Genomic DNA, 12,971 nt, shown 5'->3' with positions numbered 1-12,971 from the left:
TGTTGGCGCGACATATCTTTGTGTTATGGAAAAGCAATTTAATGATTTGCCAGCGCGCCGTCAGGAGCAGTTGATGGCCTTCGACAGGCTTTTAACCATTATGGACGAGCTTCGGGAACAATGCCCATGGGACCGGAAGCAGACAATGGATACACTTCGTCATTTGACTATTGAGGAAACATACGAGCTGTCTGATTCGATCCTGGAAAATGATTTGCCAGAGATTAAAAAGGAGCTGGGAGACGTTTTGCTGCATATTGTTTTTTATGCCAAAATAGCCTCTGAAAACCAGGGAGCAGGTCATTTTGATATCAAGGATGTCTTAGAAGGCATTTCTGAAAAACTTATTTCACGGCATCCGCACATTTACGGAGATTTTGTGGCCGAGGATGAAGAAGCTGTGAAGCAGAATTGGGAAAAGCTGAAGTTGAAGGAAGGAAATAAATCTGTTTTATCCGGTGTGCCTGGTTCGCTGCCTGCGCTGGTCAAAGCCATGCGTATTCAGGAAAAAGCACGAGGCGTAGGATTTGACTGGGATGAAAAACAGCAGGTTTGGAATAAAGTCGAAGAAGAACTTCAAGAATTTAAAGAGAATTTCAACATTGAAAACGGCGAGGTGATCGATCAGAAAGAGGCGGAAGGAGAATTTGGGGATCTATTATTTTCACTGGTCAATTATTCCAGATTTGTTGACATTAATCCGGAGACGGCGCTAGAACGCACGAATAAAAAATTTATAAAGCGCTTTCAATATCTGGAAGAGGCAGCCCGCGCAAAAGGCCGGTCGCTATCAGATATGACATTGGAAGAAATGGATGTATATTGGAACGAAGCTAAGGCGATCAAGATTTAATTTACTCACGTTTCTCGTTACTTTTTTGATTAATGGACGTCTAAACAGACGGCGCGCTACAAGCTGTAGTGTCGTATTCATTGTTTAACATATAACGAGATTTTTATGTACTTAGAAGAGAAATTGCAAATGCTGGAAAACATTGTCAATGAACACGGAAAGCAAATCGCTGTGACAAATGTAAAATTCGATCAAATCGATAGACGATTCCAACAGATCGAAGAGCGTTTGGCACGGATCGAGGAACGACATTTCGTGCAGATCCACACCGTCCTTACGGAGCTTGTTACCCTTGTTAAGAATAAATTGTAACTAATGTCATCTCACCATATCGTTCGGGAGAAGCAGGAACCTGCTTTAATTATTGCTAATGGGGAAGCCTGTTCTCCTGAACTACTGGGCCAATTGCTCGAATGGAGCCCCTTCATAGTTGTTTTGGATCATGCTATTTACAGAGTCCTTGATTTAGGGATTAAAGTCGATGTCTGGATGGGTGACTTTGATCAGGAGCATGATTTTGACGCAATTTCCGAAAGACAACACCCGATTGAAATAATCAGCACGCCCGACCAGGAGAAGACAGATTTAGAAAAGGCAATTGACTTTTTGATAGGCAGAGGTTTTCCAGCTGCAAACATTGTCTGGGCAACTGGCCGACGGGCTGATCATGAAATTACAAACATTACCAATATGGTCCGTTATAAGGATCGGATACGGTTGGTTATGTTTGATGATTATTCTAAAATCTTCCCATTATCAGGCACTTTTGAAAAATGGTATGTGGCGGGAACACCAATTTCGTTAATTCCCGTTGGAGCAGTTGAAGGCATTGAAACCAGCGGATTGAAATACAACCTATATAACGAAACCCTGACTTTGGGCCATCGCACAGGGAACAGCAATCAGGCTGAGGTGGATGGAATGGTCAGGGTTTCGGCTAAAAAGGGAGATCTTTTGATTATGGAATGCTGGGACCTACATTGACGCCTGCTTCGTTTCCTTTGACTCTACATAAAAGTTCTTGTCAACAATAAGTGTCTTAATGCCTTTTGTTTTAAGGTTTTGCCAATTGCTTGTCGGATAAAGAAATTCGTCTTTGCCGCCTATCTTCACTTTAATTGGCATATCAAATCCCTCTACAACATTGGCCCAGCGATATTGAAGTCCTTTATTACCAAACGAATATTCAAAAACCGGAATCCGAACATCGCGCAAATATTGATCGAAAATTTTGGTAATGTTCCTTCCAGCATGATCGCTTACGTAAGCTTCAATTTGTGATCCGTCAACAGTCTGGTGATAAAAAGTCTTGTTCAGGCCACGAAGTATCCCTCTCCATTTTTCATCGTCATTCACAACTTGCCGGATCGTATGGAGCATATTCCCGCCTTTGTAATACATATCCCTCGATCCCTCCTGATTCACGCCGTGAGTGCCGATAATAGGAATGTCGTTAGCAATCAATGCCCTTGTTCCAACCACATAATCAGCGCCAGCCTCTTTGCCGAAGTAAAATTCTGTGTAAAGATTTTCTGAATAATTCGTAAATCCTTCATGGACCCACATATCGGCAACATCCTTATAAGTAATGTTGTTGGCAAACCATTCATGGCCACTTTCGTGAATGATAATGAAATCCCACTTCAAGCCCCAGCCAGTGTTGGACAGATCTCTGCCTAAATAGCCCATTTTATAAGCATTTCCATATGTTACCGAACTCTGGTGCTCCATGCCTAGATATGGCACTTCCACGAGCTTATATCCGTCTTCATAAAAAGGATATGGCCCAAACCAATGCTCAAAAGCCTTCAACATCTGAGGCGCCTGCTTGAATTGTTGCTTCGCTTTTTCCAGGTTTTGAGGCAGCACATAATAACTTAATGCTAAATCTCCCTTTTCACCTTTGTATGATTCTTTCCAGCTCACATAATTAGCCACATTCATATTCACGCCATAGTTGTTGATCGGATTTTGAACCGCCCAATTGAATGTATGCGAATCGTCATCGTTCTCTACAACCGACCTGAGGTTACCATTTGAAACATCCATCATGTTTTTGGGAACGGTAATGCTGATGAGCATGCTGTCGGGCTCGTCATACATGTGATCCTTGCAAGGCCACCATACGCTGGATCCCAAGCCCTGGCAGGATGTTGAAATGATCGTATTGCCCTTCCCGTCCGGCACCCATTGCACGCCTCCATCCCAAGGCGGTCGTTTGGCCAATCGTGGTTTTCCTGAATAAAACACTTCTATGGTTTCGGCTTTTCCGGCTTCTTGTTTTTTTGTCAATGTGATAAAAAAAGCATTGCCATCACGCTTGTAAGTGAGTGATTCGCCATCCTGCGTAACCTTGGTAATTTGTAGCGGCTCCTGCAAGTCGATTTGCAGGGTTTGAGACGGTTTCAGAACCTTATAAACCACTTTTGTTGAGCCGGTCAATGTGCTGTCCTGGGCGTTGGGGCGCACACTTAAATGATAATAAGTCAAATCCCACCAAACCCTTTCCGGCGTGACAGAGCCTCGCAACGTATCGGCATGAGTGAATTTTTTGTCTTGCGCCCAGCTTATGTTAGTGGCCAATAGGAATAAGCAAACCAGTATTTTCCGCATCTAAAAAATGTTTTCGTATCGAGGTTAATTTCAATGTTATTTGTCCAGAACTTCCATGTCGTTCAACTCCGGACCGCCGCCTCTGTTGGCAGATCCCGCAGCAATAAAGATTTTCTTATTCAATGAGACTGCCTGCGTTCCATGACGTCCCTGATGCAGTGAAGGCAGTTTTTCCCATTTTTGTGTTTGCGTATTAAACGCTTCAACTTCCTTATAGGCTTCCACATGCGCGTCACTTTCGCCGCCAATGATCAGGATTTTGTTGCCATAAACCACCGTCGTGTTGCCTGCTCTCAACGTAGGCAGATTATTGGACTCATCCATCGTCGACCATTTGCCAGTTTTGAAATCATATACATCTACTTCCTTAATCACTGTATTCAAAACCTGGTTAATGCGGGCGGTGGATAAGCGTCCGCCGGCAACATATAATTTGTTGTCTAAAACAGCCACTTGTACGTGATCCCTTGGCCGGGGTGCGTCTGGAAGTGTTTTCCAGGTGTTTGTTGCCGGGTCAAATTCGTCGAACCAGGTAACTTGTCCGTCCCAATGTCCATCCTGAATGCCGCATACCAGGTAGATTTTATCATTTAATACAAATGCTCCCGCAGCTCCGCGCAAACGATTCTCCGGAATCGCAGCTCCTTTACGCCATTCATTTTTTATCGGGTTAAAAATGTAAATATTTGGAATCGGTGTTTCATGCGGATAACCGCCTGTAAATGCGCCTAGAACGTAAATTTCATTCTTATAAGTAATTGCCTGAAAATGGCTCATTTCCAGCGGCGTCTCTTTCAAATGTGACCAGGAATCTTTTTTGAAGTCATATTCGTCAACGGGTTTCACACCACGGCCACCTAAAAGATACAATTTGCCGTTTACCGTTGCCATCGCATTTTCATGCCTTTTTTCAGGAAGATTTTCCGGTTCCGACACCGTCCAGATCTGTGCATACGCAGGCAGGATCAGTAGGTTCAGGGCAATCAGGAATAAGGAGGTTTTTAGATTTGCGTTCATCTTTTCTTGTTTGATGTGGGTTAGGGAAGCATTTTTGATGAAATACTTAGCCGGAAACATGCATCAAGGTACAAACATATTTTATAAAACAGAAAGACCAGCATAGGGCCGGTCTTTCTGTCAATTTTAGTAAATAACGGGTTAATTTTTGCTGCTTATTTCCAGCGCAGGACTTTCAAAACCCAGTTTTTTAAGCCCGGTCTGAACATCCGGATCTTTCATGAACAGTTTCCAAAGCAAGCCCGTCCTGTAATTTTCTATCATTACAATGATCGGCCCCTGATCTATGGCAAGATGTGATTTGGCATACCAGTTCTGGCTTTCATTGAATGCATCTGTAAAGCCATATTCACTCCAAATTTTGTCACCCAAATCATCATAAAAATGACGCAATGCTTTCATTGATTGCTCCGGCGTGTAAGGAAATGAAGAAAGCGCTGCCGTCGGTGTGATGGTGCCAAAATCGTTCGTCGGGGAATGCGCATTATAGCCGTTGTAGGTGTCACTGGCTGTGAGTCCCCAGCTATTTTCGCCGTAACCTTTGAACTTGCCGGGATTGGCAACGCAATGTTTGTAATTAATTAAAGAGTGATTCACATTCTGCTCCCAATAATCAGCATACTGGTCTTTCAGTTTTCTTGGGTCGAGGCCTAAGAATGAATAATGTGCGAAAAAAAGCGGTCCGCCATATTCAAAACCCAGGGGAAGTTTTATACCATGATATTCTTTGCCGTTTTTGAAATGGTCACTTTGCGCCCAGCATTTGTCGTAAACCTGCGCTGTGATGGGATAGCGGGGCGAAGAAGCGGCCATAACATATGTGATCAATGTCTCATTATAACCTCTCAACTCAAAATTCATCGCCCAGCCGTTGTTCGGGCTCCAATGCCAATAGAGCTGGTTGGGATTTCCTCTTGTATACCAATTCCATTCAGCCTCGCTCCATATCCACTGGATGCGGTTCCTGAGATCTCTTTCCACATCATTATCCCGGTCAAAATATTGCCTGGCGGCTAACATTCCCTGGAAAAGGAAAGAACTTTCTACCAGGTCCCCGCCATCATCTTTGCGGCCAAAAGGCACAATTTTGCCGGTTGCACCATTGAGCCAATGTGGGAATATGCCGTGGTAATGGTCTGCTTTTGACAGGAATTTCATCATTTTCAAAAGCCTTGCTGAGACGGAATCCCGCGGTTGCCATCCTCTTTCTGCCGCCACGATCATGGCCATAATGCCAAATCCCGTCCCGCCGATTGTTACTACTTCATCGCCATAGTCATAAGCAATGTTGCTCCGCTCCCGTGCCATTCCGCTGACCGGATGCCCGAATTCCCAGAAATAGCGGAATGTTTGTTTTTGTACTAACTCTAATAGTGCTGTATCGGATAAATTTTTAGGTCGTTCTGCCGGATTAAAAGCAGTTGACTTGGTAACATTGTTTTTTTTCTTTTGTCCAAAACCGTCATGTGTAAACAAGAGGAGCAGGCATATGCAGGTAAGGCAATAGCAGGATATCTTCATGATTTCGTTGATTAAATAATTGTCTAATTGAGATTTGGACTGCTAAATCCCAATTTTTTCATGCCGGACTTGATTTCCGGCGCACTCATAAAAAGCTTCCAGGGCAAGCCGCTGCGGTGGTTTTCAATCATAATGATGATAGGACCTTGATCAATGGCAAGATAGGAGTCGGCAACCCACTGTTCTTTTATGGAAAATGAATCATAAAAGCCATAATCACCCCAAAGCTGATCGCCGAGTTTGTAATAAAAGTATTTCAAAGCCTGCATAGACTCGTTCGGCGTGTATGGGAACGAGGAAAGTGCAGCCGTAGGCGCAATGACGCTTCTATCGTTGGTTGGAGAATTGGCATTATAGCCATTTGGGATGTCGCATGCAGTCAAGCCCCAGCATTGGTCGCTGTATCCGTAATCTTTTGGATCCGCTTTGCAATAATTGTAGTTGATTAAGGCATGTGCCTTATTTTGGGTAAAATAATTGGTGTATTGATCAGTAAGTTCGGTCGGGTTTAGCCCAAGAAACGAATAGTGCGAAAAGAAGAGCGGCCCTCCGGACGGCTCGCCGAGCGGAAGCGTGAGTCCATAATAAGCGCTTCCATTCATAAAGCTGCCATCATTGGTCCAGCCTTTGTCATACACAATCTTAGGAATTGCATGCGTAGGCGATGAAGCGGCGAGGGCATATGTGATCAGGCATTCGTTCCAGCCTTTGATCTGGTGGTTCATTTCCCATTTATAATCCGGGCTCCAATGCCAGTAAAGCACATTTTCATTGCCTTTCCTGAACCAATCCCACTCAACACCTTCCCAAATCACATTAATGTCTTTTCTCAAAGCCGTTTCAGCTGGCGTTGACGCAGAAAAGTACTGCCGTGCTGTTAGCAAGCCCTGAACCAGAAAAGAGGTTTCCACCAGATCAGCCCCATTATCTTTTTGACTAAATGCCACAGCAGCGCCGGTTGCACCATTGAGCCAATGCGGAAAAGCGCCGTGAAATTTTTGTGATTTGTCTTTGAGGAAAGCCACTATTTTCTGCATTCTTTCCAAACCCTGTTCCCGCGTAATGAACTCGCGTTCAATCGCGATCGGAATGGTCATGATGCCAAATCCGCTTCCGCCTGAGGTTACTATATCACCCGAAGAATTCCGCTCACGCGCAAGTCCACTAACCGGATGTCCGAAATCCCAGAAATACTTGAATGTTTGCTTTTGAACAAGTGTAAGGAGCTCATCGTCAGATATTATTGGAAATTTATCCGTCGAATCGACTTTTTCAGGCGTCGTTACCGAACCGGAAGAATCTTTTTTATCGCAACCTGATAAAAAAAGTATAAGCAATAAAAGCCCGTGCTTGATGAAGCATTTGGTCATGATATACAGATTTGAATAGAAAAACGGGAGAGAAGTTTACGAAGCTTCTCTCCCGCTAACATTACATTTTCTTCGTGAAGATTTCTGTGATCTCAGCGTCAGTCAATGCTTTTGTATAAACCCTGAACTGGTCCAGTTTTCCTGTATAATGCAGCATCCAGGCATCCGCAGGCGCTTTTATGCCAATGTGCTGCTGAAATCCACCCAGCACAAATTTCGAAGCATTAGTCATTTTCAACGGTCCGAAAGGCTGTTTGTCTTTCATAATGTTGGTTACGGATTCGGCAAGAGCTAGTTTCTGTCCGTCCACATAAGCTGCAAATTTTGAAGTTGTTCCATCATATGTGTACGCAACGTGCTTCCATTTGCCATATGCATTTGGCCACTTATTCAAGCCATTCGCATTTTTTGTCCCGTCAAATGTGATCCAGTTTCCTGCGAAATTGAATTTCACAAGCATCGAGTCACTTTTAGAAGTATTTCCTTCAATAAGCATGAAGGTGTTTCCCCAAAAATCTTCGGTATTCGGGAGCATAAACACACTTTGCGCACCGCCATCGTGTTTTTCTGTGTTCATCCAGAAAGCAATGGTGAAGCTTTCCATCGTTGCGAGCTTGCCCGCAGAAGCATATTCAATTTGTCCGCTGGCAGAGCCCTGGTAGGCTTTTCCGCTGACGCCCTCTACATAGGAAACGCCGTTTGCAACGCCGCGGCTGCCCCAGATGCTATCGGTCGCAACGCCTTCAAAAGCCCATAACCGTTGCAGCGGCCCGTTAAAGGACGGATCATCGTCAGAAACCAGGACCAGCTCGGGCCTTTCAAAATTCTGACATGAAAAGATGCATATGGCCAAACCCAGGAACCATAGCCGCGATATTATATTTTTCATTTCAATGCGATTAATAGTGATCAAAAAATTGCAGGAAAACCGCTGCATTAATATTCAGGATTTTGAACTAAGACACCACCCGATTTATCAATTTCCGGACGAGGGATCGGCAGATAGCGATGACGGTTTTGGTAAAGATTTTTACCGGCAGCATGCAAAACGTCCGCCGCGATTCCCCACCGGACAATGTCAAAAAACCGCTCATTCTCCATCCCCAGCTCCACACGTCGTTCCTGACGGATCGCATTTCTAAGCTGCACCTGATTTCTGGTGACAATTTTTGGTAAAATAGCAGGATTCGTCCCACGTGCACGGCCACGGACCATTTCCAGCCATGCCAGCGCATCCGTAATATTTTGCTCGCCCCCCACTTCGTTTGCAGCTTCGGCTGCCATCAGCAGCACATCGGCATAACGGATAATGCGGACATTCATCCATTGTCCGAAGCGGCTTGCGGTTGCCTCTCTCGTCGCAGGATTTGTATATGCTTTTTTATTCCAATATGCTCTTGGAATACTCGTTGTAGCAGGCGGCACATTTTCATTATAAGGCGTATTCACCTGTCCCGAATAAAGCAGAGTAGCATCTTTTCTTGGGTCACCTTTTTCAAATGCATCGGCCAATGACTTGTTCGGCGTATTCCAGCCCCATCCCAAATCCCATGCTCCTGATCCCCTAACACCCTGATGCATGGCGTTTTCAATGCCCAATGAGGTTTGTGTAATGGAATAAAATGCTTGTAATTCAAATACAGACTCCGAATTGTTCTCACCCGTTTCCCGGAAAATGCCCGCATAGTCGCTTACCAGGGAATATTTGCCGGATGAAATCACCTGTTTTGCCGCTGCCAGTGCAGCAGGCCAGTTTTTGCGCCACAAGTGTGTTTTTGCGTGCAATGCATGAGCCGTGCCGCTGGTAAGCCTGCCAATGTATTTGGATTCCCAGGAAACCGGAAGCAGTGCAGACGCCTCTGTCAAGTCAGAATCAATAAGCGTAAATATTTCAGCCACAGGAGATTTAGGAATGTTCGCCTCAGAAGATTCACGCACTTTGAAATCGATTTTTGGAACATCACCATAAGTTCTGGCCAGGTTGAAGTAGGCATTTGCACGCATAAACTTCGCTTCGGCCTTATTAACCATTGTTCCTGCATCCTGAGCACCCACGGAATCAATGTCAGAGATCACTGCATTAGCAGCGATAATCAATGCGTAATGGTCAGACCAATAGCTGTTTAGCAGCCATTCGTCCTGGGTGTATTGAAAGTTGTCATAGAAGCTTTCCTGCCCAACGCCATCCGTAGTTGAGCTGCCCTTATCGGCATCATCCGAGCGGAAATTATGGATGGCCAGGTAAGGCATGGAAGAAACACCGAAGGCGCGCATTTTGGCATATACACCAAAAACCTGGCTGTCAAATGATCCTGCGGGAATGTCCTTTTCGACATATCGTCCCAAAGGCTCGCGATCCAGGAAGTCGCTGCAACCCGACAGAACCAGCAGGCTGAAAACCGTCAGAATAGAGATTTTATTTATGAATGCACTTTTCATATTTCAATGAGATAAGATTTTTAGAAATTCAGGTTGATGCCGAATGTGTAAATGACTGGCACAGGATAAGTCCCGTTGTCCACACCGAAAGCAGTTGTATTACCGCCGATTTCGGGTGTAAATCCAGTGCTGTTGGTAAATGTTTTCAGGTTTTGCGCATTCACATACAGGCGTAAGGATTTCAATCGCAGGCTTTTCAGCGTCTGTGATGAGAAATTGTAACCGAGCTGCACATTCCTGATCCGGAAGAAGCTGCCGTCTTCGATCCAGTACGACGAAGGCAGATAGTTATTGGCGCGTGAAGTGTTCAAAACCGGCTCCCAATTGGAAGTGCCCGGCCCGTTCCAGCGATCCATTCTTTCGGTCTGGTAATTGAATTGGGCGAACGTGCCACGGTTCCATTGACGGAATATCTCGTTTCCATAAACACCGTTGAGATCAACGCCCATATCAAATCCTTTGTATCTCGCAGAAACAGACGCTCCGTAGGTGAAATCAGGTGTTGGGTTCCCGATTAATGTTCTGTCCGCTTCTGTGATAAAACCGTCACCATTTACATCCTTATATTTAATGTCGCCCGGTGAAACTTCCCCAATCGAGCTTACCGGAGATTTGATGAATTCAGCTTCCGACTGGTAAATCCCGTCATGCACATAGCCCCAGAAATAACCGATCGGGAAGCCTTCCGTTGTCCGTGAAGCACCATTGATAATGTCATAGCCCTTGGTGGATAGCTTCTGAACCTTGTTTTTGATGGTGGTTAAATTACCGCTGATCGAGTAGGAGAAATCGTCTGTAACGTCCTGGTTCCAGGTTGCAGCGAATTCAAATCCATGGTTTTTAACTTCACCAAGATTGCTTAGACCAGGAATTGTGCCTGCTATTCCGGGCACCAGCACCAGAATGTCTTTTGTAAGTTTGTTATAATAGTTCGCTTCAACCGTTAATCGATTTTTCAGCATATTGAACTCCACGCCACCTTCGTATGCAAGCACTTTTTCCCAATGCAGATTCGGATCGGCAATGTATTCGTTTTGAAGTCCTGCTACGATATTATCTCCAAAAACGCCTGAATTGGCAGCCGTAAGCGTAGGGTAGGCGGGGTAACGATATTTATCGTCAATATTTTGGTTACCTAAAATACCGTAAGATCCTTTCACTTTCAGGTAATCGAAAACACTTTGGTTTTTGAAGAAATCCTCTTCACTAACAACCCATCCCAGACCAACTGCGCCGAAATCCTGCCATCTGCCTTTGCCGAGGAAAGCAGAACTTCCATCTTTCCGATAAGATGCATTAACCAGATATTTGCTTTTGTAATTGTAAAGGATACGTCCTAAATATGACAATGTTGCTGATTCCCAGGCAGAACCAGAGCCAGTTCTTGTTGCTGCATCACCAACATTATCCGTATACCAGAAACGCGGATCATTCGGAATGGCAAAGCTGCTTCCTTGTCTTACTGTGGAGGCAGTTTCTTCAAAACCTCTGTAATAAGTGGTTATACCGCCCAAAACCGTCAGGTCGTGGTCTCCAAAAGCTTTTTTATAGGTCAGCAAATAATCCTGTTGAAGCTTCGGGAAAATGTTCTGCTTCTGGTTGACAACTGTTTGTCTTACAACGGCATCCGTTTTGTCATCACCTACAATCTCCGGATTATATGTGTTCACAAGTGGCTGATAGTTGCGAATAGTGTTGAAACCGTAATCCGCATACAACGATGCCCTGAATGTGAAGTCTTTCAGGAAAGTAAGTTCGCCATAAATGCTTCCGACAGCGCGGTATTCCCTTAGAATTTCTGTGCGTTTCTGTAATTCTACGTCAACAAGCGGGTTGTTCACCTGCGCACGCTGGAAATCGGGCAATGTATGATAAAGGCCATATTGGTCGTTGAAAATCGGTGCAATAGGAGCCGCGAGAATTGCGCCGCCCACGTTTTTCTTTTTATCACCAAAAGGCGTAGCGCGGTAACTGCTGAACGTAAGCCCGAATTTCAGGTTTTTGTTGACTTGAAGTTCGTCATTAATGTTCAGCGTCAGTTTTCCGTATTTTTCATGCTTGATGTTTCCTTCCTCCTGCACAGTTCCAATGCCCATATAGAAGCGGTTTTTTTCTGTCGCGCCTGATATGCTAACGTTGTTGTAGTTCAGGAAACCGCTCTGGAAAATCTGATCCTGCCAATCCGTGTCGCCGGTCCAGTTGGTGTAATTATATGGCGCACTGCCCTGGTTTGCGAGCTGTTCATTGTAAAGCTCTTTGAACTGGGCCGCGTTGGTCATGCTAATTCGGTCGGCAACTTGCTTGAAACCGACGGACGAGTTGAAATTAACATTCAGCTGGCCCGCTTTGGCTTTTTTCGTGGTGACGGCGATGGCACCATTCGCACCTCTTACCCCGAAAATGGCCAGTGATGATGGGTCTTTCAAAACCTCAATAGACTCAATATCAGCGGGGTTAATGAAGTTAATGTTGTCATTCAAAATCCCGTCCACAATGTAGACAGGCTTCACACCATTGATCGAGTTCGTTCCCCTGATCCGCACATCCGGTTCTTCGCCAGGGCGTCCTGAGTTTACAACAGACAAACCAGCCACTTTTCCCTGCAATGATGTAATGGGGTTAGCGGAAGGCTTATCAGCGATCTCAGCGCCTTTAATCGTTACAATAGATCCGGTAAGGTCTCTTTTACTGGCCGTACCATATCCGATCACGACAACCTCACCCAGCGCTTTCGCGTCCTCTACCAACGCCACATTAATCGTCGTTTGTGTCCCAACAGTAACTTCCTGCGCCGTCATTCCGATCATCGAGAAAACCAGAACTGATTGCGGTGAAGGAACCGAAATCGCAAAATTCCCCTCGGCATCGGTCGGAACTCCCGTAGTTGTTCCTTTTATGAGAACACTGGCTCCGGGAAGGATGGAGCCGTCAGCACCAGCCGTAACTTTCCCTGACACACTAATTTCCTGTCCATAGCAAACGAAGCTGACAGACAGGAAAACCATCATGTACAATAATCGTACAATAGTTTTCATTTAGGTTATAATTTGGTTGATTGAATTATTATAAGATTTAATTGTCTTCAAATTTAAGTTCCAAGACAACCAGGAATCAAATAAAGGACTACATCACAACTACATCAATGAGAATAATGCAAG

The 12,971-nt window shown here is 44.8% G+C and carries 10 protein-coding genes; 3 read left to right on the top strand and 7 right to left on the bottom strand.

Going from position 1 to position 12,971, the window contains the following annotated elements:
- The first annotated feature begins 25 nt into the window (after positions 1 to 25).
- The 3 genes from mazG to L0659_RS24030 all read left to right on the top strand — a co-directional run bounded on the left by mazG (position 26) and on the right by L0659_RS24030 (position 1,837).
- Positions 26 to 853 carry a nucleoside triphosphate pyrophosphohydrolase gene (gene mazG, locus L0659_RS24040; RefSeq protein WP_235129118.1) on the top strand — a complete coding sequence of 276 codons (828 nt, stop codon included), beginning with the start codon at positions 26 to 28 and terminating at the stop codon, positions 851 to 853.
- Between the two features lie 105 nt (positions 854 to 958).
- Positions 959 to 1,165, top strand: coding sequence for a hypothetical protein (locus tag L0659_RS24035; RefSeq protein WP_235129117.1), 207 nt, complete (start codon positions 959 to 961; stop codon positions 1,163 to 1,165).
- A gap of 3 nt (positions 1,166 to 1,168) precedes the next feature.
- Positions 1,169 to 1,837 (top strand): thiamine diphosphokinase, encoded by a 669-nt coding sequence (locus L0659_RS24030; RefSeq protein ID WP_235129116.1) that lies wholly within the window; start codon positions 1,169 to 1,171, stop codon positions 1,835 to 1,837.
- Here the strand turns inward: L0659_RS24030 and L0659_RS24025 are convergent.
- The 7 genes from L0659_RS24025 to L0659_RS23995 all read right to left on the bottom strand — a co-directional run bounded on the left by L0659_RS24025 (position 1,829) and on the right by L0659_RS23995 (position 12,848).
- Positions 1,829 to 3,466: a M1 family metallopeptidase gene (locus L0659_RS24025; protein ID WP_235129115.1), complete on the bottom strand. Its 1,638-nt coding sequence runs from the start codon at positions 3,464 to 3,466 to the stop codon at positions 1,829 to 1,831. The genes L0659_RS24030 and L0659_RS24025 overlap by 9 nt on opposite strands.
- Before the next feature lie 36 nt (positions 3,467 to 3,502).
- The gene (locus L0659_RS24020) at positions 3,503 to 4,483 is read right to left on the bottom strand and encodes a kelch repeat-containing protein (RefSeq protein ID WP_235129114.1); all 981 of its coding nucleotides are present in this window, start codon (positions 4,481 to 4,483) and stop codon (positions 3,503 to 3,505) included.
- Between the two features lie 141 nt (positions 4,484 to 4,624).
- Complete coding sequence (locus tag L0659_RS24015; RefSeq protein WP_235129113.1) at positions 4,625 to 6,004, bottom strand: glucoamylase family protein; 1,380 nt, start codon at positions 6,002 to 6,004, stop codon at positions 4,625 to 4,627.
- Between the two features lie 23 nt (positions 6,005 to 6,027).
- Positions 6,028 to 7,374 (bottom strand): glucoamylase family protein, encoded by a 1,347-nt coding sequence (locus L0659_RS24010; protein WP_310590712.1) that lies wholly within the window; start codon positions 7,372 to 7,374, stop codon positions 6,028 to 6,030.
- 61 nt (positions 7,375 to 7,435) lie between these two features.
- Complete coding sequence (locus tag L0659_RS24005; protein ID WP_235129112.1) at positions 7,436 to 8,263, bottom strand: LamG domain-containing protein; 828 nt, start codon at positions 8,261 to 8,263, stop codon at positions 7,436 to 7,438.
- A 47-nt stretch (positions 8,264 to 8,310) separates the two neighbouring features.
- Positions 8,311 to 9,813, bottom strand: coding sequence for a RagB/SusD family nutrient uptake outer membrane protein (locus L0659_RS24000; RefSeq protein WP_235129111.1), 1,503 nt, complete (start codon positions 9,811 to 9,813; stop codon positions 8,311 to 8,313).
- Between the two features lie 20 nt (positions 9,814 to 9,833).
- Positions 9,834 to 12,848, bottom strand: coding sequence for a TonB-dependent receptor (locus tag L0659_RS23995; protein WP_235129109.1), 3,015 nt, complete (start codon positions 12,846 to 12,848; stop codon positions 9,834 to 9,836).
- Between the last annotated feature and the right edge of the window lie 123 nt (positions 12,849 to 12,971).

Source organism: Dyadobacter sp. CY347, assembly GCF_021502655.1.
In the GTDB taxonomy this organism is placed as follows: domain Bacteria; phylum Bacteroidota; class Bacteroidia; order Cytophagales; family Spirosomataceae; genus Dyadobacter.
This window is presented reverse-complemented; position numbering and strand designations above follow the sequence as displayed.